Source organism: Providencia sp. UF-224, from assembly GCF_058245955.1.
This window is the reverse complement of record NZ_JBSICC010000002.1, coordinates 159,097-180,099: the sequence shown is the minus strand read 5'-3', so window position 1 is coordinate 180,099 and position 21,003 is coordinate 159,097. Positions and strand designations below refer to the sequence as shown.

Sequence of the window (21,003 nt, the reverse complement as noted above, 5' to 3'; positions counted from 1 at the left end):
CTCTAAGGATATTTTTTGTTACGTGCATAATAACGTTTTTAGCCACTGTACTTCAAGTTATCAGGGTATAAGCCCTTCCCTACGCTATAATTACCCCACACTAAGGTATATACTGGTTAGATAGCCAATGTCAGAGATGACAAGGTGTTAGAGCACATATTTCAGAGGGACACTATGAAAATAACCCTGATCGGTTGTGGTGCTATCGGTAAGCTGTGGCTTGCTGCACTCACCTTACAAGGCCATGATACTCAAGGCTGGCTACGTGTGGCTCAGTCTGATTTGTTTGTCGATGTGAATGAGCCTGATGGACGCACTTTTCGCGAACTCATTCCCTGTAACAATATCAATCACCTACAAACCAGTGAGCTCGTGATTGTCTGCTTAAAAGCATGGCAAGTTTCCGATGCCTTATTACCTCTACTTGGCAACATTCCCGAAAAAACACCGATTTTACTACTCCATAATGGAATGGGGACAATAGAAGAATTGGCACCTTTACGACATCCCATTTTAGCCGGTGTGACAACCCATGCCGCTTGGCAAGAAAACAACCAAGTATTTCATGTTGCTCACGGAATGACACACATTGGGGCGATCAATTCACAGGCACAAACCTATTACCCTATTGCAGATGTTCTGCATGAAGCACTTCCTGATGTCGCTTGGCACAATCAAATTTTGACGACCTGTTGGCGAAAACTGATCGCTAATTGCGCCATCAACCCACTAACTGTGGAACACGATTGTAAGAATGGTGAATTAGTGCACCATACTGAACAAATTTCACGGATTATTGATGAAATCTGCCGCGTGATGGCTGCTGAAGGGTTGCACACCGATAAAACAGAGCTAACTGAGTATATTAATGGCATCATTCAAAATACCGCCAATAACTACTCATCCATGTTGCAGGATATTCGCAATAATCGCCGTACTGAAATTGATTACATAACTGGATTTTTAATTAAGCAAGCCAGAGCTCATGGCTTAAGCACTCCTGAAAATGACCGTTTATATCATTTAGTCAAAAATAGAGAACAACAATATGACGACTTCCGTTCTAATTTGCATCACCCATGGTAGTGAGGAAATTGAAACTGTCACTACCGCAGATTTATTAGTCAGAGCAGGTATTCAAGTCACTCTTGCCAGTGCAAATGAAGACGGCTCCCTGCAAATTACAGCTTCTCGCGGTATGAAACTCATCGCTGATACCTCACTTATTAAGGTTGCAGATGAGCCTTTTGATGCCATCGTCCTTCCAGGTGGCATTCAAGGTGCTGAAACATTTCGTGATAGCCCATTAGTGGTTGAAAAAGTACGCCGCATGCACCTTGATGGTAAAATTGTTGCAGCTATCTGCGCTGCCCCCGCCGTCGTTTTAGAATATCACCAGCTATTTCCACTCGGAAATATGACTGGCTACCCAACGATGAAAAATCAAATTCCAGCCGAAAAATGGGTAGATCGCCGTGTTTACTTTGATGAACGCGTCAATTTGCTGACAAGCCAAGGACCCGCTACGTCCTTTGATTTTGCCTTGAAGCTTATCGAGTTATTAGTCGGTCGAGAAACGGCAGGAATGGTTGCCGGACAGCTAGTTTTACCGAATGGAATTAACGATTATTTGGAAGATAAACTCTAGACTCATCCCCACCATGAATAAATGGTTAAGAACCAATTAACACACTGAATTAAAAGAATTTATTTTACAAATAATGACAAGAAAAGCCTTTGACACTCACGGCTTTTTGTTATGATTGCGACGGGTGCTTGGATCATTTTTGGTTCAAGCATGAGCAAGAGCCAAAAAGATAAAAGCCCCGAATTTAGATGTTAATCTTAATCCGAGGCAGTCTCAAAACCGAACAGTTTGATTCTGTCTCCTTTTAGAAAAGGAGTCAAGAGGAATGGCCAAATTTGCCCTTGTAGGGTTAATTACCGTGTGTCTTACGGTATTGAGTTTTTCAGGCATGATGCAAGAAAGGTTGTGTTCGTTAAGCATCAGTAGCGGAAACACTCTGGTTCAAGCTACTTTATTGTGCGGTAAGTAGTCTTGTGGGGGAGTTATCTCCCCCACATTTCTCTTTGATTGGTTTGGATGATACAAGCACCCTACCTTATTTATCACTCATATGGCATACCACTATCATTGGTTTTTCCCAATAGAATTAACGACTATTTGGAAGATAAACTCCAGATTCATTCCTACCATGAATAAATGGTTAAGAACCAATTAACACACTGAATTAAAAGAATTTATTTTACAAATAATGACAAGAAAAGCCTTTGACACTCACGGCTTTTTGTTATGATTGCGACGGGTGCTTGGATCATTTTTGGTTCAAGCATGAGCAAGAGCCAAAAAGATAAAAGCCCCGAATTTAGATGTTAATCTTAATCCGAGGCAGTCTCAAAACCGAACAGTTTGATTCTGTCTCCTTTTAGAAAAGGAGTCAAGAGGAATGGCCAAATTTGCCCTTGTAGGGTTAATTACCGTGTGTCTTACGGTATTGAGTTTTTCAGGCATGATGCAAGAAAGGTTGTGTTCGTTAAGCATCAGTAGCGGAAACACTCTGGTTCAAGCTACTTTATTGTGCGGTAAGTAGTCTTGTGGGGGAGTTATCTCCCCCACATTTCTCTTTGATTGGTTTGGATGATACAAGCACCCTACTTTAATTTATGGTCGATAAACCTTAATATTATCAAACCCTTGTTCTTTGAGGTATAGTGCCTGTAAACGGCTCATTACCCCACGGTCACAATATAATAGATAGGTTTTATCTTTGGGTAAGTCACCAAATTGTGTGCTGAGTTTGTAGAATGGAATATGTTTGATTTCCATACCTTCAACTTTCAAAGGCTTATCTTCGAACTCATCAATAGAGCGGATATCCACAATCACTTCATTTTCGACTGAAAGCTCACTGACCATTTCAATCTCAGGGACTTTCTCCAGACTTTCTTGTGCGATTTGGCGAATATCAATATTTTGTGCCTGCTCAACAACAGACTCTAAAATACCAAAGTCAAAGTTTTCTTCTTCCGCTTCGATGCGCGCTTTTACTGCTTTCACCGTTGGGCTTTTCGAAATTACACCACAATATTCCGGCATGGTTTTCGCAAAATCTTCGGTACCAATTTGGCGAGCCAATTTGATAATGTGTTCTTTATCATGGGATATCAGCGGCCTTAATACTAAGGTATCAGACGCATTATCAATCAAACGTAAGTTTGTTAAGGTTTGGCTAGAAACTTGCCCAAGCGCTTCACCCGTCACAATCGCTTGCACGCCATAACGCTCTGCGACTTTAGACGCTGCACGCACCATCATGCGTTTTAATACGACACCCATTTGGCCATCGTCGATTTTTTCTAAAATTTCCGCGACAACGGGTTCAAAATTAACGGCAATAAAGCGAACTTTATGAGAGCTACCAAAGCGGTTCCATAAATAGTGAGCAATTTGTTTCACACCAATTTCATGGGCTGCGCCCCCTAAATTGAAGAAACAATAATGCACACGGCAACCACGACGCATTAACATGTAGCTAGAAACGCCAGAGTCAAAACCGCCTGAAATCAATGATAAAACGTCTTCTTGAGTCCCAATAGGGAAACCACCGATCCCTTCAATGCGTGCTTTAACTAAGATGAGTTTGTCATCTTCAATTTCTAAATGCACCGTGGTATCAGGGTCTTTAAGCTTTACTTTCGCAGAAGCAATGTGTTGATTTAACCCGCCGCCAATGTAGCGCTCGGCTTCAATAGAGGAAAACTCGTGCTTACCGCGACGCTTTACACGCACACAGAACGTTTTATTTTCTAATGATGGGCCATAAGCTTCATGGGCCATTTCAAAGATATGGTGCAAACTGGTAAACGGTTTTTCTTCGACTTCAAGAATATGGTGAATACCGGGAATACGGCCCAGCATGTCACAAATTTCGTCATGCTTCGTTTCCCCTTTCACACGCACTTCTATGTTATCCCAATTACGGACAACCGAAATTTCTTCGCCAAGTGACTTAAGCACGTTACGAATATTGCTGGTCAAAATTTTAATAAAACGTAGCCTAACAGTTTGGCTTTTAATGGTAATTTCTGGGAATAACTTAATGATAAACTTCATAATAGCTGCATGTTCATGGTTGTTGGGGCAAACGAATGTATCTAACAGTGACACATCTGCACGTTACCAATTGTCAATAAAGAGGCGTATTATAACACTATCTTGCGGACTGAATCTAAAAACACCAATAATAAATTGTAACCGTAGCAAGACTGCGTTAGTCTGCTAAATATTTAAAATACCCCAAATATATTGATTTAACATTAGTGGCTAAACAACATGGCTAAAGAAAAATCTCAGCAAGTTCCAACGGTTAGTTTCGAAAATTCACTTCAAGAGCTGGAGCAAATTGTTGCTCGCCTCGAATCTGGATCTCTTCCATTAGAAGATGCGCTCAACGAATTCGAGCGTGGTGTTCAAATCGCCAAACAAGGCCAAAAAGTCCTGCAACAAGCCGAGCAGCGCGTACAAATCTTGCTTAGCGATGATGAAAATAAACCCCTTGCCGATTTTTCACCTGAAACTGAATAAATTATGTCTGAACAACTTCCAGATAGCTTCGCGCTGCAACAAAAATACGCCTACGACAGAGTTAACCAATACCTATTAGATACGCTAAATTCGCTCCCCTTTGCCGAACTGCCGCTGGCCAATGCCATGCGTTACGGCGCATTATTAGGTGGAAAGCGTTTACGCCCCTTTCTAACTTACGCAGTCGGTTCCATGCTGGGTGTCAGTGAAGAAAACCTTGATGCACCTGCATCAGCGGTTGAATGTATTCATGCTTATTCATTGATTCATGATGATTTACCCGCAATGGACGATGATGATTTGCGTCGCGGTCAGCCAACTTGTCATATTAAGTATGGTGAAGGTAATGCCATTTTAGCGGGCGATGCCTTACAAACCTTAGCATTTCAATTACTTGCATCAGCAAAAATGCCTAATGTCTCTGATAAAGACCGCATTGCGATGATAGCTGAACTCGCATATGCCAGTGGTCTTGCGGGGATGTGTGGCGGCCAAGCCCTTGATCTAGATGCTGAAGGCAAACGTGTTGACCTTGCTTCGTTAGAACGTATTCATCAACATAAAACTGGCGCGCTGATCCGTGCAGCCATTCGCCTTGGGGCATATGCCGCAGGCAATAAAGGCCATCAATTGTTACCAGCCTTAGATAAATACGCTGAATCCATTGGCCTTGCCTTTCAAGTACAAGACGATATCCTAGACGTCATTGGTGACAGCGCAGTAACGGGCAAGCGCCAAGGCGCGGATGCCGAACATGAAAAAAGTACCTATCCATCTCTACTTGGCCTAGAAGCCGCACAGAAAAAAGCGCGTGAGCTATATCATGATGCGGTAGACGCTTTAGAGACGATCCAATCCCATGGGTATAATATAGATATGCTAAGTGCTTTAGCTAATTTTATTATTGAGCGTAAAAGCTGACAATATGCTTTGCCTTTAGGCATTAAGAAGACTGATAATTACGGCATTGATTACCCGACGTAGTTTAAGCTGTAAAACGGGCTTTACCTTAAATATTTGATGTGACAGGTCAGAGGCTAATAGAACAAATCGCGAAACATCGGCTTTTATGTCTGGTTAGCGTAAGAAAATACAGCCCCTTACTGTCACTGAAAATAGGACGGGTATTTTTGATTAATTATAAGTGAGCACCTAATGAGTATTGATATCGCTAAATATCCAACGCTAGCATTGGCAGAGACGCCAGATGAGCTTCGTCTGCTGCCCAAAGAAAGCTTGCCTAAGCTTTGTGATGAACTCAGACAATTTTTACTGAGTAGCGTGGGTCGCTCTAGCGGTCATTTTGCCTCTGGCCTTGGTGCAGTAGAACTGACTGTTGCCTTGCATTATGTCTACAAAACACCGTTTGATAACCTAGTTTGGGACGTAGGCCACCAAGCGTATCCCCATAAAATATTAACGGGACGCCGTGACCGCATTGATACTATTCGCCAAAAAAATGGCTTACATCCATTCCCTTGGCGTGATGAAAGTGAGTATGACATTTTAAGCGTTGGCCATTCCTCAACATCCATTAGTGCCGGTTTAGGTATGGCCATTGCGGCAGAAAAAGAGAAACAAAACCGTAAAACTGTGTGTGTGATTGGCGATGGTGCAATCACGGCGGGTATGGCATTTGAAGCCATGAACCACGCGGGGGATGCTGCACCTGACATGTTGGTGATCCTTAACGACAATGAAATGTCGATTTCTGAAAATGTCGGCGCGCTAAATAACCATTTGGCTCACCTGCTTTCTGGCAAGCTGTACACCACATTACGCGAAAGTGGCAAGAAAGTGTTTTCTAACATGCCACCGATTAAAGAATTACTGAAAAAAACCGAAGAACACATCAAAGGTATGGTGGTTCCCGGTACAATGTTTGAAGAGCTTGGCTTCAATTATATCGGCCCTGTCGATGGTCACGATGTTGTGGCGCTCACCCAAACATTGAAAAATATGCGCGACTTAAAAGGGCCTCAATTCCTGCATATCATGACGAAAAAAGGTCGTGGTTATGAGCCTGCGGAAAAAGACCCAATTAGCTGGCACGCTGTGCCTAAATTTGACCCAAGCACCTTTACGTTACCCAAAAGCAAAGAAACGGGCCCAACATTCTCCAAAATTTTTGGGGATTGGCTGTGTGAAGAAGCAAAAGGCGATGACAAATTGATGGCTATCACGCCAGCTATGCGTGAAGGCTCTGGTATGGTGCGTTTTTCAAAAGAATTCCCAGACCAATATTTCGACGTCGCAATTGCTGAGCAACATGCAGTCACCTTTGCCGCTGGTTTAGCCATTGGGGGTTATAAGCCAATTGTGGCCATCTACTCAACATTCTTACAACGTGGTTATGACCAAGTCATTCACGATGTGGCGATTCAAAAAGTTCCCGTAATGTTTGCGATCGATCGTGCGGGGATAGTAGGTGCCGATGGGCAAACTCACCAAGGGTCTTTTGATATTTCATTCCTACGCTGCATACCAACTATGGTTATTATGGCTCCAAGTGATGAAAACGAGTGCCGCCAGATGCTACACACCGGCTACCATTATAACGATGGCCCAAGTGCTATCCGTTACCCTCGTGGTACAGGTACAGGGGCTGAGCTTCAGCCTTTAGCACCATTGCCAATCGGCAAAGGCATTGTCCGTCGCCAAGGTGAAAAGGTTGCTATTTTATGTTTCGGTACTTTACTCGCTCACGCGCTTGAAGCGGCAGAGCAATTAAATGCGACCGTTGTCGATATGCGCTTTGTGAAACCACTAGATGAAGCATTGATCCTCGAAATGGCAAATAGCCATGATGTGTTAGTAACACTCGAAGAAAATGCCATCATGGGTGGTGCAGGCAGCGGCGTGAACGAATTTTTAATGCAGGAAAAGAAAATGATTCCTGTATTAAACCTTGGCCTACCAGACTACTTTATCTCTCAAGGTAGCCAAGAAGAGCTGATTGCTGACCTTGGATTAGATGCTAAAGGCATTACAAATTCAATCACAAGCTACCTGAATAAATAACCCCTTATTGAATGAGAGTCATTATTTCACGTAATGACTCTCATTCTTTAAATACACACAAATTGAGTAATAAATTAATTTGTTATAAAAATAGTTATTTTAAATAACAACTTTCACATATCCCCATTAATTTAATATCATCCCTTTCAATAAAAAAACCAAATATAATCAGCTAATAAACAACAATGTTTATCTCTTTACCCAGAAATAGAATATAAACAAAATTATTGCCTTGAATGTAAATTTCAAAAATAAACACATGCAAATTATATTTAAATCTATTATTATGAACCATGTCACTGTATGACTGCGCAATTTAGGCTCTGACTTATATTCGTTATAAATTACTTAACCATCTAAAAGTAAAGTAAAATATATTAATAACGACTATATTATTTTAACAATTTTAACCAGGCTTTAATAATTAATTATTTTCCTTTAATTTATCACTGGAAATTAATAACATTATTCCAACTACAATTTACATATAGTTTCTCTTTATTTATTCAATTTTAATAATTAGATTTGGGAGCGCTTATGTGTGGACAATATATTAACGAACCCTTGTATTTATCCATAGCACATTGGGTAATGAAGCAAGGTCGTTGGACAACAGCCAGAGAAATATCTAACAATTTCGATATCCCGCATCCTAATGCCGTTAATATTGTCTCTTATATTCTATCGGATGTGGCTGAGATCCAATGTGAAGTTAAAATGATCCCGAATAAACTGTCGGGTCGTGGGTGCCAATGCCAGCGTTTAATAAAAGTGAGTAAAATTGATAACCAACTTTATTCTCGTTTAAGAAACCACCAATCGGAAAAAGTCACCATTGATTCCCCCGTGAAAGCGGCCTCAATGCCACCAAGTGAACTGAATAGAGAGCAGAAATGGCAATGGATGTTATCCAAAGCACAACGCCGCTAGTTAATGTGTTATATCAATAAAAAAACGCAGGTTTTTAAACCCGCGTTTTTTATTTCCGACCAGTACTTATTGCCCTTTAGGCTTCACATCTGTGGTGCCAAACAATTTCGGTCGATTAATTTCAATTTCAGTAAGGGGCTTAGTCTCTTCGAGTCCAATAAGATAGCGACCAGCAAGATCCTGATACTCTTTGGTATTTAGCTGCTTCCAATGTAATTCTTCATCCCTAACCTGACGAAGAAACCGCGCAGGGCTTCCCACTAACATCTGCCGCGGTTCGCCTTGAAAGCCCGCTTTAACAAAACTCATGGCAGCGACAATGCTTTCTTCACCAATCACAGCGCCATCCATTATGACGCTATTCATGCCAACTAACGCATCGCGACCAATGATACATCCGTGTAAAATAGCGCCATGACCAATATGCCCGCACTCCCGCACAATGGTTTCCACATCACTGTAACCGTGCATAATGCAACAATCTTGAATATTGGCGCCTTTTTCAATTACCAAGCGCCCATAGTCCCCTCGGAGTGACGCATTCGGCCCAACAAATACCCCTTCCTTGATAATCACATCACCAATCACAACCGCGGAAGGATGTACATACGCTGTTGGGTGAACCACGGGCCTTGCGCCTTCAAATGAATAGAAGCTCACAATTAACCTCTCAGATGGCTAGGCTAGCGACCTTTCCAGCTTGGTGAGCGTTTTTCTGCAAACGCTAACGGCCCTTCTGTCGCATCTTCCGAATGTAAAACCGCTGGGTAGTTGGTTAGTACCCCACTACGCATCAGTTTATAACCTTCTTCTACTGTCAGTTCCCCAGTCGCACGGAAAATTTCTTTTAATGCTGCAACCGCTAATGGTGCGCTTTGCGTGATTTGCTCCGCTAGCTCACGGGCTCTATCCATTAATTTTTCAATGGGCACCACGTCATTCGCAACCCCCCAACGTAAGGCTTCTTGAGCATCCATGCGTCTGCCTGTCATCACCATTTCATTGACAATAGGTGCCGGTACAATTTTCGGCAGGCGTAAAACACCGCCACTGTCTGGGACAATCCCTAATTGGGCTTCAGGCAGCGCAAAACTGGCATTTTCTGAACAAATAATCATATCTGCCGCCAATGCAAGCTCAAAACCGCCACCAAATGCATAGCCGTTCACTGCCGCAATCACCGGTTTATTCAGATTAAAAATCTCGGTTAAGCCAGCAAAACCGCCAGGGCCAAAGTCCGCATCAGGGGCTTCACCTTCCGCAGCAGATTTTAGATCCCACCCCGCAGAAAAGAAGCGCTCTCCTGCCCCGGTAATAATGGCAACTCTTAAGGATGGGTCATCTCGAAAGTTAAGAAAAACTTCGCCCATTTTGAAACTGGTTTTTGCATCTATCGCATTCGCTTTAGGCCTATCGAGTACGATTTCCAAAATGGAGCCATTACGGGTAACTTTTAATGATTCGCTCATAGTGCAATCCTTTAGTCATCATAGGGTGGCAGCTCTGTTTTGAGTCATAAACACAGCTGCACTCAGAATTAATAGAATGATCAGATTATTGCAGATGCTTTTTCAGTACCTTCCCAGAACAATTTCGCGGCAAATCTTTCCGCACTTCAACACAAGTAGGCACTTTGAATTTCGCCATTTGTTTTTCACAAAAGGCAAAAAACTCTTCCTGTGTTAAGGTTTCCCCTTCCTCCAGCACAATAAACGCCTTAATGGCTTCGTCGCGTATATCATCCGCAACACCTATGACAGCCACATCGACGATAGCAGGGTGCGAGGCAATGATATTTTCGATTTCACTGCAAGAAACATTCTCACCACCGCGTTTGATCATGTTGCTGCTTCTATCGACAAAATAGAAAAAGCCATCTTCATCTTGGTACGCAAAGTCCCCTGTGTGCATCCACCCTGCGTCATCAAAGGTTTTTGCCGTTACTTCAGGGTTGTTGTAATACGCTTTGAATAGCGTTTTGCCCCGTTCGCCTTTAACACACAATTCGCCGACCACGCCACTTTCGACAGGTTGATTATTTTTATCTCGAATTTGCGCTTGGTAACAAAAACCTGGACGACCAATGGATGGCCAACGGCGGATATCGCCCGGCCTGTCTCCAATTAACCCCACTATTGTTTCGGTCATACCATAAGAGGTCAAAAAGCGTTTTACGCCAAAACGCGCCATAAACTGCTCTTTTTCTTCATCGCTTAAATTGAGATAAAACATCGCTTCTCGCAGGCAATGGTCTTTTTCGTTATCCGCCAGCGGTTGGCTTAATAACGTTCGGATCATCATTGGGATCAGCTCGGTGACAGTGGCACGGTGCCTGACAACTTGCTGCCAAAAACGGCGCGCACTGTATTTTTCGATTAAGACAAACGTGGCACCTACAGAGAAAGCTGCCATCGATGCCGTACACTGGCAGTCAATGTGAAAAGCGGGCATCACGGTTAAATACACATCATCGGCGCGTAACGCGTTTTGCCATGAAGAGTAATACCCCGCAAAACGTAAGTTATAGTGAGTGATAATCACCCCTTTGGGTTTTGAAGTTGTCCCTGAGGTAAATAAAATTTCCGCTGTATCGCTCACACTCAGTTCCACAATTTGTGTGAGTTCGATAGGTTGATGCGCCTGTTCTGATAAAAAGTCTGAAATACCGTCTTGTTGTGGGATAGATGTATCTGCAATTAAAAAAATATGTTCGAGACAAGTGCTTTCATCCGCTAAAACACGTTGATAAATATCTAAAAACGGCGTGCAGGTCACCACCATACGAGGTTGGCAGTTCTGCATAATCCACGCACTTTCGTTATATTTATACCGTGCATTGATGGGCACCATAATTGCGCCGATTTTCGCTAAACCAAACCAGCAAAAGAAAAATTCAGGGCAATTATCCAGATGTAAGGCAACTTTATCCCCTTTTTGAATGCCATAGGCTAAAAAGAGATTCGCTGTGCGATTAATTTGCGCATTCATATCTAAATAACTGAATTCGCGAATATTTCCATCACAAGACTCAAAGATAAGCGCCTTATTGTCTTGGTGAGTCAACGCAAGGTCGTCCCACATTTGACGCAAATTTTGTCTACCGATTACATCCATTAATTGTTTTCCCTCTATTTCCCCAATGAACATTCAGGCCAACAGGAAAGATTGACCTGAATAATCATTTAATTACTCAACAATTTTGGCTAGCCCTTTATCGACTAGCTCCCGAATATCATTTTCGTTGTAGCCAATATTTTTTAGTATTTCAGTGGTATCCATACCGTGAGATGGCATACCGCGCCAAATTTGCCCTGGATTGTTTTTGAATTTTGGCATCACATTTGGGCCACGACAGGTTTCGCCATCCATGGTTTGCCAACTGGTGATAGATTCACGGGCAATATATTGTGGGTTAGTTTCTAACTCAGGAATGGTTAACACTTTGGCGCTTGCAATATTTAGCTCGGCTAACCTTGCAAGTACCTCTTCGATGGAACGTGCGCCTAACCACTCATCTAATTTTTCTTCAACCAGTGGCCCATATGGGCATTCAACACGGTGAATCAGTTGTGTGCCTTCTGGAATTTCAGGCGTACCCAATAAATGCGCTAGGCCGATATCTTTAAAGATTTCTTGAATTTGTGTAATACCGACAATTTCCATGACAATATAGCCATCATTACAGCTATACAGGCCGCAACCTGCGTAATACGGGTCTTTCCCTTTGGTCATACGTGGGCAAACTTCACCCCCATTGAAATAATCCATCATGAAGTACTGCCCCATGCGCAGCATAACTTCATACATTGCCACGTCGATGCTTTCCCCTTTTCCTGTTTCGCGCGCTTTATATAACGCCGCTAATGCCGCGGTTGTGGCGGTCATGCCAGAGAAATAGTCTGCCGTGTATGGGAATGCTGGCATTGGTTGGTCTTTATCACCGTTTTGAATGAGGTAGCCACTGAAGGCTTGAGCGATGGTGTTATATGCAGCAAGGTTGGTATATTGCGGATCACCATACTGGCCAAAGCCCGATAAGTGAGCGATAACCAATTTTGGATTGTGCTCCCACAGCACTTCATCCGTGATCCCACGGCGAGCAAATGCAGGGCCTTTACTTGCTTCAATAAATATATCCGTCGTTTCCATCAACTTGAGAAATGCTTCTCGTCCTTCATCCTTAAAGATATTCAATGAGAGCGCCCGTAAATTACGTCGCGAAAGCTGCGGGTAATTTGGCTGGACACGGATAGTGTCAGCCCATGCCACGTTCTCAATCCAAATAACTTCTGCGCCCCACTCCGCAAACATTTGTCCCGCGAATGGGCCTGCAATTTCAATTCCTGAAAATACGACTTTAACCCCTGAAAGCGGGCCAAATTCAGGCATAGGTAAATGCGCTGCCATGTTCGATTCTCCTGTGAAACTCGGTTGACCCTCTAACTTTGGTTAAAGGGCCAATCCACGACGGTTACGTCATTAGCGGTACTGTTTCAGTACACTGCGGCCTAGTGTCAGTATTTGCATTTCATCTGAACCACCCGATACGCGGTCAACACGCAGGTCGCGCCAGAAACGTGCGATCCGATGTTCACCCGCGATACCAACGCCACCCAGTACTTGCATCGCAGAGTCCACCACTTCGAATGCGGCATTTGCACAGAAGTATTTACACATAGCTGCATCACCTGAGGTGATCAGCCCGTTATCACTCTTCCATGCAGTTTCGTATAACATGTTGCGCATTGAATTGAGCTTGATCGCCATATGTGCAAATTTTTCTTGAATTAATTGGTAACGACCAATTGCTTCACCGAATTGAACACGTTGGTTGGCATAACGCGCTGCATCTTCAAATGCGCACATTGCGGTACCATAGTTAGTCAGCGCCACTAAGAAACGCTCGTGGTCAAACTCTTCTTTTACGCGGTTAAAGCCGTTTCCTTCGCGACCGAACATGTCTTTTTCATCCAGTTCGACATTATCAAAGGTAATTTCACAGCAGCTGTCCATGCGCAGACCAAGTTTCTCAAGTTTGTTAACCTTGATACCCGGTTTGCTCATATCCAAGAACCACTCAGTAAAGACTGGTTTATCCGGTGAGTCTGCATCGCGGCTCATCACCACAATGTATGGAGTGTAAGCGCTACTGGTGATAAAACATTTGCTTCCGTTCAGGTAAACTTTACCGTTACGGCGCTGATAAGTGGTTTGCAGGCTACCCACGTCAGAACCCGCGCCCGGCTCAGTAATTGCCGAGTTCCACATTTGCTTCCCTGTGCCGCGGAACGCCATGATTTTATCAATCTGCTCTTGTGTCCCTTCACGAAGCACGGTATTGAAACCACCCGGCAGTTGATACAGCACGTAAGTTGGCGCACCTAAACGACCCAGTTCCATCCATACCGCTGCAACGGTAATAAAGCCTGCATCTAAACCACCGTGTTCTTCTGGGATCAGCAGGTTATCAATTTCCATATCCGCTAACGCTTTGACAAAACGTTCAGGATATTGGCTGTCACGGTCACATTGTGCGAAGTAGCTTTCCCAGTTTTCACTGGCCATCAGTTCACGGATCCCTGCGACAAACAGTTCCTGCTCATCATTCAATCTAAAATCCATATCAATAACCTCTTAAATGTTGTTTCTGAGTAAATTAGTCATCTTTCCAATGCACTTTGGCATCTTTAATAAACGAGAGCGTTACCATAATGTTGACGAAAAAAAGTGGGCATCCTCCGGCAATTATCGCTGTTTGAATTGGTTTCAATCCGCCGAGTGCCAGTAAAACAATGCCGATGACACCCACTAAGACAGACCAACCGATGCGCACTAACAATGGCGGCTCATCACCATCTTTCACTGCGCGACAAGTCGACATAGCGAGGGTGTAGGAACAGGCATTAATTAGTGTCACAGTGGCGATAAAGCAGAGGATGAAGAAGCCCCAAATTGTTACAGTGCTCAAAGGTAAGGCAGCCCATGTCTCAATGATGGCGCGTGGAACGCCAAACTCATCAATCAGTTTTGGAATGTTAATAATATTTTGGTCGACAAGTTGCAGTGTGTTACTGCCTAAAATCGTCCAAATCAGCGTGGTACCTGCGGTCAGACCCGCAACCATACCAATACACAGTTCACGAACAGTACGACCTTTAGAGATACGTGCGAGGAAAATACACATTTGGATAGCGTAGATAACCCACCAAGCCCAATAGAATACTGTCCAGCCTTGTGGGAAACCGCTTTTACCGACCGCATCTGTATAGAACAGCATGCGCGGCATATACATCATTAATACCCCGATAGAATCGGTAAAGTAGTTAACGATAAAACTTGCACCGCCGACAATGAACACCCACCCAAGCATTAAGAAGCTCAAGTAGCTACGCACATCACTGGCAATTTTCACCCCTTTTTGCAAACCAAATGCCACACAAATTGCGTTCAAAATGATCCAACAGAAAATAATGATCGCATCGAGCTGTAAGGTATGAGGGATCCCAAATAAATACTGAATACACTCAGTGACTAGCGGTGTTGCTAGCCCTAAACTGGTACCCATTGCTAGAATTAACGCGACTAAATAGAAGTTATCAACGATTGTCCCGAACCAACCATTAACACGTTTTTCACCTACCAGCGGTACTAACGTACTACTTGGGCGGATAACATCCATTTTGCGCACAAAGAAGAAGTAACCAAACGCAACCGATAAGAAGCTGTAAGTTGCCCACGGTAACGGCCCCCAGTGGAATAAGCTATAGGCTAAGCCAATACTTTTCGCCTGAGTTGAATATGGTGCAAATTCAAAAGGTGGTGTTGAAATATAATAATAAATTTCAATAGACCCCCAGAAAAGCACCGCTGCCGATGTACACGACGCGAACATCATGAAAATCCAGCTCGCACGGCTAAATTCAGGCTTCTCTTCCCCTAGACGTTTTTTAGCATATGGCCCTAAAATCAACCAAAACCAGCCACCAAACATCACGACCATATACCATTCAAATGCCCAGCCCCACACGTTTGTCACGTAGCTAAACACTTGGTTGATCACTTCATTTGAAGCATCAAGGTCACGGACGGTTAACCAGCACAATAGTCCAACAATGATCAATGGAGGAAAAAACACTTTAGGTTCTATCCCACCCTTTTTATTTTCTTTGCTCATAGTTCGATCCCAATTTATTATTTAATACATAAGTTTTAAAATAGATATTATTCTCAATACCTCACCACTTATTTATTATTTAATTCCCATAAATTTAATTAATTATTAATCCAATCACTATTCAAATCATGTCGGCTCGTCATTAACAATTCTGTTATTAAGGTCACAATATTATTCGTGATAAATATTTGTTACTATTTTTATGCGTTTTAATAATTAAAATTCTTAATAAATACAAAAGGATAAAATATAGTGTAACGACGATGTTATTAAATACCTTCAGTATTGGTGATTAGGGTAGCAATATTGAACATTTCGTCGCTAAGTTGATGATTTTTACAATATTGGTGAGTAAGGTAGCAGTATGAATATTTAAGTCACGTTTAATTTCAAGTTTTCAATATTGGTGACCTAGGTTTTATTTTTAAATATCCAGTTCATGATAATTATATAATCCGAAACCAAAACGGATCATATTTATTAAATATATTTTAGGAGATGTAATGAATATTATTACATGCTATAAATCTGTTCCTGATGAACAAGATATTATTATTAATAGCTCAGATGGCTCTTTAGACTTTTCCCGTGCGGATACCAAAATTAGTCAATATGATTTAAATGCCATCGAAGCGGCTAATCAAATTAAAGCACAACAACCCGATAGCAAAATTACAGCGTTAAGTATTGGTGGCAAAGCGCTGACCAACATGAAAGGCCGTAAAGACGTACTATCTCGCGGCCCAGATGAATTAGTCGTGGTTATTGATGACCAATTCGAACATGCCCTTCCTAATCAAAGTGCGATCGCCCTTGGTGCAGCAGCACAGAAAATAGGTTTTGACTTAATCATTTGTGGTGACGGCTCTGCTGACCTCAACGCGCAACAAGTCAGCATTCTACTGGGTGAAAGCCTGCAAGTTCCTGCCATTAATGGCGTGAAGAAGATTGTGTCTCTTGGGGCAGATAACATTGTGGTTGAGCGTGAACTTGAAGATGAAATTGAAACATTGTCGCTCCCGCTGCCAGCCATTATTGCTGTGACCTCCGATATTAACGTCCCTGTTATTCCGTCTATGAAAGCAATTTTAGGCGCTGCGAAAAAACCCGTTCAAGCTTGGAGCATTGCAGATATTGCCCTCACTGACATCGCCGCTTTATCGGCTCAATCGATTGCAGCACCGAAGCAAAAAGTACGTCAGCGCATCATTATTGAAGGCGATGGCGACGACCAAATTGCACAGTTTGCTGAACATTTAAGAAAAATTATTTAATCGGAGGCGTTATGAGCAAATTATCAACCGTTTGGGTCTTTAGTGATATGACATCTCGCCTACCCGAACTGATTGGCGGAGCACTCACTCTCGGTGAACAAGTAAATGTATTAGCATTAGATGAAGCACAAAGTTCCCATGCATTTCAATTAGGTGCAACACAAGTTTTTCAATTAACGGGCAAACCAGATGACCGTATTTTGGAAGACTACGCTGACACCATCGTTGCGACCATCAAACAACATGGCGATAAAGGTCTGTTGCTACTACCGAACACACGTCGTGGAAAATTACTGGCTGCTCGTTTAGGGGCAAGGCTACAAGCTGCTGTTTCGAATGATGCAGCATCGATTACGGTCGAAGCTGACAAAGCGGTTATTAAACATATGGTTTATGGCGGTTTAGCTTTTGGTCAAGAAACCTTAAATAGCATATTTTCCATTGCAACCGTTACCACCGGCACCTTTGAAGCCGCTGCAAGTGATGCATCACGTAGCGGCGCGGCTCAAGCTGCACAATGGGTCGAACCAAAACAATCTGTTGTACGTACCTCGGTTCAGAAAAAAGCAGGTAACTCCGTGGAATTAGACAAAGCTCGCCTTGTAGTGAGTGTCGGTCGTGGGATTGGCAGCCAAGAGAATATTGCGATTGCGAAAAGCCTTGCAGATGCCATTGGCGCTGAAATCGCCTGTTCTCGTCCTGTCGCTGAAAATGAAAAATGGATGGAACACGAGCGCTACGTTGGAATTTCCAACCTGATGATCAAACCTGAACTGTACCTTGCTGTCGGTATTTCAGGGCAAATCCAGCACATGGTCGGGGCAAATGGCGCACAAACTATCGTCGCCATCAACAAAGATAAAAACGCGCCAATCTTCCAATTTGCAGACTATGGGATTGTCGGTGATTTATTCAAAATTCTACCTGCTTTAACGCAGCAATTGGCGAAATAAGCCTATCGCAGTGGGGCATTGGCTCCACTGCTTTGTAAGATTTGGAGAAACTATGTCCGATGATATTTTTGATGCAATCATTGTTGGTGCAGGCCTAGCGGGTTCTGTCGCTGCACTGGTGCTTGCCCGTGAAGGTGCGCAAGTTCTCCTAATTGAAAGAGGAAACTACGCCGGCGGGAAAAATGTTACAGGTGGGCGAATGTATGCCCACAGTTTAGAACGCATTATTCCTGGATTCACCCAAGAAGCGCCTATCGAGCGCATGATCACCCGTGAAAGACTGTCATTTATGACCGACACAGGTGCTGTCACTGTCGACTTCCAAAATAGCGCAGAGCAAAGTCCTGATGAAACGTCTTGGTCTGTTTTACGCGGTAAACTCGACCCATGGCTGGTAGAACAAGCAGAAAATGCGGGAGCGCAATGCATTACAGGTATCCGAGTTGATAAACTGGTCGAACGAGATGGCAAAATCGTTGGAGTCGAAGCAGATGGCGATGTACTTGAAGCCAAAGTTGTCATTTTGGCTGATGGGGTAAACTCACTGCTCGCTGAGCAAATTGGCATGACCAAGCGTGTGAGTGCTGAACATGTCGCCGTTGGGGTTAAAGAGTTAATCGAACTCCCTAAGGATGTTTTATGTAACCGCTTCAATATTAAAGATAATGAAGGTGTTGCATGGTTGTTTGCGGGCTCACCAACTGATGGGCTAATGGGCGGTGGATTTTTATATACCAATGAGGACACGGTTTCTTTAGGCCTGGTTTGTGGCCTGCATCATATCAAAGATGCCAAAAAGTCCGTTCCACAAATGTTAGAAGATTTCAAGCAGCACCCCGCAGTCGCCCCGTTAATTGAAGGTGGCAAAATGATTGAATACGCAGCTCACGTTGTGCCAGAAGCAGGCTTAAAAATGCAGTCAGAGCTTGTCCGTGATGGCGTGTTAATTGCGGGTGATGCCGCAGGTATGTGTATGAATCTTGGCTTTACCATTCGCGGCATGGATTTAGCAGTTGCTTCTGGAGAAGCCGCAGCTAAAACCGTACTTAACGCAATGAAAAAAGAAGACTTTAGCAAACAGGGGTTAAGTGAATACCTCACATTGTTAAATGAAGGGCCACTTAGGGACATGAAAATGTACCAAAAAATGCCTGAATTCTTAGATAACCCACGCATGTTTACGGCTTACCCTGAAATGGCGGTGGGGATTGCGAAAAAGCTGTTTACCATCTCTGATGAAGCACCTGTTCCACTGCGTAAAACCATGCTGCAACATGCGAAAAAAGTGGGCTTCATGAATTTAATCAAGGATGGAATTAAAGGAGTGAGAGCAATATGAGCCAGCCAGTTAACGTGGACGTCAAACTTGGCATTAATAAATTTAATGTCGATGAAGAAAACCCACATATTGTCATCAAAGAGCACCCAGATATGCAAGTGCTCGATACTTTAACAAAGGCCTGCCCCGCAGGTTTATATAAAAAACAAGAAGATGGCTCAGTCCGTTTTGACTATGCCGGATGCCTTGAGTGCGGTACCTGCCGTATTTTAGGTTTAGAGGGTGCACTCGAAAAGTGGGAATACCCACGCGGCACTTTCGGCATTGAATTTCGTTACGGCTGATTAGCATTACTCTCGGAGTTTCAAAAGCTTCGAGAGTTTTATAGCGTATTTTACGCTGACACTGGGATACACAATGAAACCGAAAAGTTTTGATGATATTCAATTCTCCTCCGTGCATCGGCGGATCATGCTATGGGGCAGCGGCGGGCCTTTTCTTGATGGTTATGTATTGGTCCTCATCGGTGTCGCACTTGAACAACTCACCCCCGTGCTCAATTTAAGCAGCGAGTGGATAGGCTTACTGGGCGCAGCAACCCTTGCTGGGTTATTTATCGGTACATCGCTCTTTGGCTATATATGCGATCAAGTCGGTCGGCGTAAAATGTTCCTCATTGATATTGTGGCTATCGGCGTTATTTCTGTCGCAACCATGTTTGTCTCTACGCCATTGCAGCTACTTCTCATGCGCTTTTTAATTGGTATCGTAATTGGTGCAGACTACCCCATCGCCACCTCAATGATCACCGAATTTTCAAACACCAAGCAGCGGGCATTTGCTGTCGGCTTTATTGCTGCGATGTGGTACGTGGGTGCGACTTGCGCCAACCTTGTAGGCTACGCGCTGTATGATGTTGAAGGCGGCTGGCGCTGGATGTTAGGCAGTGCAGTGATCCCCTGTATCATTATTTTGATTGGTCGCTTTGATTTGCCAGAGTCTCCACTATGGTTAATACGCAAAGGGCGAATTAAAGAATGCGAAAAAATGATGGAAAAGCTCTTTGGCCAGCCAGTGATTTTTGAAGCTGAAGAACAGAAAAAAACCCATTTCCTGCAATTATTCACTAAACGTCATTTTTCTTTTGTCTTATTTACCGCGATTATTTGGACTTGCCAAGTGATCCCAATGTTCGCTATCTACACCTTTGGCCCACAAATCGTTGGGCAACTCGGTTGGGATCAAGGTAAAAACGCTGCGCTTGGCAATGTCGTGATCAGCCTATTCTTTATGTTAGGCTGCGTCCCTGCGATGTATTGGCTTAATAAAATGGGCAGACGCCCCTTACTTATTGGTAGCTTTGCCATTATGACCCTTGCATTGGCGATCCTCGGGTTATTCTCCAACCTTGGGATCTGTCTGGTGATCATTATGTTTGGGATCTACGCCTTTTTCTCTGGCGGGCCTGGGATCTTGCAATGGCTTTACCCAAATGAACTGTTCCCAACCGATATCCGAGCTTCCGCCGTGGGTGTGATCATGTCGATTAGCCGTATCGGAACCATCTTTTCTACGTGGGCTCTGCCCGTGTTTATCAGTGAATATGGTATTAGCAATGTGGTGTTGATGGGGGCGGGCGTGTCATTATTAGGCTTAGTTGTTTCGATACTGTTTGCACCAGAAACCAAAGGCTTAACGTTAGCACAAACATCAGTAATGGGAATTAGCCGTCGAAAAAAATAGCGTTCTTAAAATACTCATGAATA

At 43.4% G+C, this 21,003-nt stretch carries 20 protein-coding genes; 13 read left to right on the top strand and 7 right to left on the bottom strand.

What is annotated here, in order from left to right; genetic code table 11:
* Positions 1-174: 174 nt before the first annotated feature.
* The 4 genes from panE (at position 175) to AC4IFO_RS03065 (ending at position 2,612) form a co-directional block, all read left to right on the top strand.
* On the top strand, positions 175-1,086 hold the full coding sequence (panE, locus tag AC4IFO_RS03080; protein ID WP_490731751.1) for a 2-dehydropantoate 2-reductase: 912 nt from the start codon (positions 175-177) through the stop codon (positions 1,084-1,086).
* Positions 1,049-1,648, top strand: a complete 600-nt coding sequence (gene yajL, locus AC4IFO_RS03075) for a protein deglycase YajL (RefSeq protein WP_490731749.1) — start codon at positions 1,049-1,051, stop codon at positions 1,646-1,648. The genes panE and yajL overlap by 38 nt, the downstream gene beginning before the upstream one ends.
* A gap of 265 nt (positions 1,649-1,913) precedes the next feature.
* Entirely contained in the window at positions 1,914-2,057 is a 144-nt protein-coding gene (locus tag AC4IFO_RS03070; RefSeq protein WP_490731747.1) for a Hok/Gef family protein, read from the top strand.
* 411 nt (positions 2,058-2,468) lie between these two features.
* On the top strand, positions 2,469-2,612 hold the full coding sequence (locus AC4IFO_RS03065) for a Hok/Gef family protein (RefSeq protein ID WP_490731747.1): 144 nt from the start codon (positions 2,469-2,471) through the stop codon (positions 2,610-2,612).
* A 71-nt stretch (positions 2,613-2,683) separates the two neighbouring features.
* Here the strand turns inward: AC4IFO_RS03065 and thiI are convergent, their stop codons facing one another.
* Complete coding sequence (thiI, locus tag AC4IFO_RS03060) at positions 2,684-4,135, bottom strand: tRNA uracil 4-sulfurtransferase ThiI (RefSeq protein WP_490731745.1); 1,452 nt, start codon at positions 4,133-4,135, stop codon at positions 2,684-2,686.
* Between the two features lie 219 nt (positions 4,136-4,354).
* On the opposite strand from thiI, the gene xseB reads away from it, so the two are divergent.
* The 4 genes from xseB (at position 4,355) to caiF (ending at position 8,557) form a co-directional block, all read left to right on the top strand.
* The gene (gene xseB, locus AC4IFO_RS03055; protein ID WP_219245742.1) at positions 4,355-4,606 is read left to right on the top strand and encodes an exodeoxyribonuclease VII small subunit; all 252 of its coding nucleotides are present in this window, start codon (positions 4,355-4,357) and stop codon (positions 4,604-4,606) included.
* 3 nt (positions 4,607-4,609) lie between these two features.
* Positions 4,610-5,527, top strand: a complete 918-nt coding sequence (gene ispA / locus AC4IFO_RS03050; RefSeq protein ID WP_490731743.1) for a (2E,6E)-farnesyl diphosphate synthase — start codon at positions 4,610-4,612, stop codon at positions 5,525-5,527.
* 234 nt (positions 5,528-5,761) lie between these two features.
* A complete protein-coding gene (gene dxs, locus AC4IFO_RS03045; protein WP_490731741.1) occupies positions 5,762-7,627 on the top strand; it encodes a 1-deoxy-D-xylulose-5-phosphate synthase in 1,866 nt (621 codons plus the stop codon).
* A gap of 537 nt (positions 7,628-8,164) precedes the next feature.
* A complete protein-coding gene (caiF, locus tag AC4IFO_RS03040) occupies positions 8,165-8,557 on the top strand; it encodes a carnitine metabolism transcriptional regulator CaiF (RefSeq protein WP_206084583.1) in 393 nt (130 codons plus the stop codon).
* 66 nt (positions 8,558-8,623) lie between these two features.
* On the opposite strand, the gene caiE is transcribed toward caiF, so the two are convergent.
* From caiE to caiT, 6 genes are all read right to left on the bottom strand, one after another.
* Positions 8,624-9,217, bottom strand: coding sequence for a carnitine operon protein CaiE (gene caiE / locus AC4IFO_RS03035; protein ID WP_490731739.1), 594 nt, complete (start codon positions 9,215-9,217; stop codon positions 8,624-8,626).
* Between the two features lie 23 nt (positions 9,218-9,240).
* Complete coding sequence (caiD, locus tag AC4IFO_RS03030; RefSeq protein WP_490731737.1) at positions 9,241-10,026, bottom strand: crotonobetainyl-CoA hydratase; 786 nt, start codon at positions 10,024-10,026, stop codon at positions 9,241-9,243.
* Positions 10,027-10,111: 85 nt separating this feature from the next.
* Positions 10,112-11,671 carry a crotonobetaine/carnitine-CoA ligase gene (gene caiC, locus AC4IFO_RS03025; protein WP_490731735.1) on the bottom strand — a complete coding sequence of 520 codons (1,560 nt, stop codon included), beginning with the start codon at positions 11,669-11,671 and terminating at the stop codon, positions 10,112-10,114.
* Positions 11,672-11,743: 72 nt separating this feature from the next.
* Complete coding sequence (gene caiB / locus AC4IFO_RS03020; RefSeq protein WP_206084579.1) at positions 11,744-12,964, bottom strand: L-carnitine CoA-transferase; 1,221 nt, start codon at positions 12,962-12,964, stop codon at positions 11,744-11,746.
* 72 nt (positions 12,965-13,036) lie between these two features.
* Positions 13,037-14,179: a crotonobetainyl-CoA dehydrogenase gene (caiA, locus tag AC4IFO_RS03015; protein ID WP_102139025.1), complete on the bottom strand. Its 1,143-nt coding sequence runs from the start codon at positions 14,177-14,179 to the stop codon at positions 13,037-13,039.
* Positions 14,180-14,213: 34 nt separating this feature from the next.
* Complete coding sequence (gene caiT, locus AC4IFO_RS03010; protein ID WP_273803196.1) at positions 14,214-15,731, bottom strand: L-carnitine/gamma-butyrobetaine antiporter; 1,518 nt, start codon at positions 15,729-15,731, stop codon at positions 14,214-14,216.
* A 503-nt stretch (positions 15,732-16,234) separates the two neighbouring features.
* Between caiT and fixA the strand changes: the two genes are divergently transcribed.
* The 5 genes from fixA to AC4IFO_RS02985 all read left to right on the top strand — a co-directional run bounded on the left by fixA (position 16,235) and on the right by AC4IFO_RS02985 (position 20,980).
* Positions 16,235-17,005, top strand: a complete 771-nt coding sequence (gene fixA / locus AC4IFO_RS03005; RefSeq protein ID WP_490731732.1) for a putative electron transfer flavoprotein FixA — start codon at positions 16,235-16,237, stop codon at positions 17,003-17,005.
* An 11-nt stretch (positions 17,006-17,016) separates the two neighbouring features.
* Positions 17,017-17,958, top strand: coding sequence for an FAD-binding protein (locus AC4IFO_RS03000; protein WP_490731730.1), 942 nt, complete (start codon positions 17,017-17,019; stop codon positions 17,956-17,958).
* A 52-nt stretch (positions 17,959-18,010) separates the two neighbouring features.
* Positions 18,011-19,297 (top strand): FAD-dependent oxidoreductase FixC, encoded by a 1,287-nt coding sequence (gene fixC / locus AC4IFO_RS02995; protein ID WP_273839288.1) that lies wholly within the window; start codon positions 18,011-18,013, stop codon positions 19,295-19,297.
* Positions 19,294-19,581, top strand: a complete 288-nt coding sequence (fixX, locus tag AC4IFO_RS02990; protein WP_219245730.1) for a ferredoxin-like protein FixX — start codon at positions 19,294-19,296, stop codon at positions 19,579-19,581. The genes fixC and fixX overlap by 4 nt, the downstream gene beginning before the upstream one ends.
* 73 nt (positions 19,582-19,654) lie before the next feature.
* Positions 19,655-20,980 (top strand): MFS transporter, encoded by a 1,326-nt coding sequence (locus tag AC4IFO_RS02985; protein WP_490731728.1) that lies wholly within the window; start codon positions 19,655-19,657, stop codon positions 20,978-20,980.
* Positions 20,981-21,003 lie beyond the last annotated feature (23 nt).

Bases quoted from the DNA above. Each gene is read 5' to 3' on its own strand.
- yajL (WP_490731749.1), top strand. From the start codon at position 1,049: ATGACGACTTCCGTTCTAATTTGCATCACCCATGGTAGTGAGGAAATT.
- AC4IFO_RS03065 (WP_490731747.1), top strand. From the start codon at position 2,469: ATGGCCAAATTTGCCCTTGTAGGGTTAATTACCGTGTGTCTTACGGTA.
- caiC (WP_490731735.1), bottom strand. From the start codon at position 11,671: ATGGATGTAATCGGTAGACAAAATTTGCGTCAAATGTGGGACGACCTT.
- caiF (WP_206084583.1), top strand. From the start codon at position 8,165: ATGTGTGGACAATATATTAACGAACCCTTGTATTTATCCATAGCACAT.
- fixX (WP_219245730.1), top strand. From the start codon at position 19,294: ATGAGCCAGCCAGTTAACGTGGACGTCAAACTTGGCATTAATAAATTT.
- caiB (WP_206084579.1), bottom strand. From the start codon at position 12,964: ATGGCAGCGCATTTACCTATGCCTGAATTTGGCCCGCTTTCAGGGGTT.
- AC4IFO_RS03000 (WP_490731730.1), top strand. From the start codon at position 17,017: ATGAGCAAATTATCAACCGTTTGGGTCTTTAGTGATATGACATCTCGC.
- caiT (WP_273803196.1), bottom strand. From the start codon at position 15,731: ATGAGCAAAGAAAATAAAAAGGGTGGGATAGAACCTAAAGTGTTTTTT.
- fixA (WP_490731732.1), top strand. From the start codon at position 16,235: ATGAATATTATTACATGCTATAAATCTGTTCCTGATGAACAAGATATT.
- thiI (WP_490731745.1), bottom strand. From the start codon at position 4,135: ATGAAGTTTATCATTAAGTTATTCCCAGAAATTACCATTAAAAGCCAA.
- panE (WP_490731751.1), top strand. From the start codon at position 175: ATGAAAATAACCCTGATCGGTTGTGGTGCTATCGGTAAGCTGTGGCTT.
- caiA (WP_102139025.1), bottom strand. From the start codon at position 14,179: ATGGATTTTAGATTGAATGATGAGCAGGAACTGTTTGTCGCAGGGATC.
- ispA (WP_490731743.1), top strand. From the start codon at position 4,610: ATGTCTGAACAACTTCCAGATAGCTTCGCGCTGCAACAAAAATACGCC.
- fixC (WP_273839288.1), top strand. From the start codon at position 18,011: ATGTCCGATGATATTTTTGATGCAATCATTGTTGGTGCAGGCCTAGCG.
- xseB (WP_219245742.1), top strand. From the start codon at position 4,355: ATGGCTAAAGAAAAATCTCAGCAAGTTCCAACGGTTAGTTTCGAAAAT.
- AC4IFO_RS02985 (WP_490731728.1), top strand. From the start codon at position 19,655: ATGAAACCGAAAAGTTTTGATGATATTCAATTCTCCTCCGTGCATCGG.
- caiD (WP_490731737.1), bottom strand. From the start codon at position 10,026: ATGAGCGAATCATTAAAAGTTACCCGTAATGGCTCCATTTTGGAAATC.
- AC4IFO_RS03070 (WP_490731747.1), top strand. From the start codon at position 1,914: ATGGCCAAATTTGCCCTTGTAGGGTTAATTACCGTGTGTCTTACGGTA.
- dxs (WP_490731741.1), top strand. From the start codon at position 5,762: ATGAGTATTGATATCGCTAAATATCCAACGCTAGCATTGGCAGAGACG.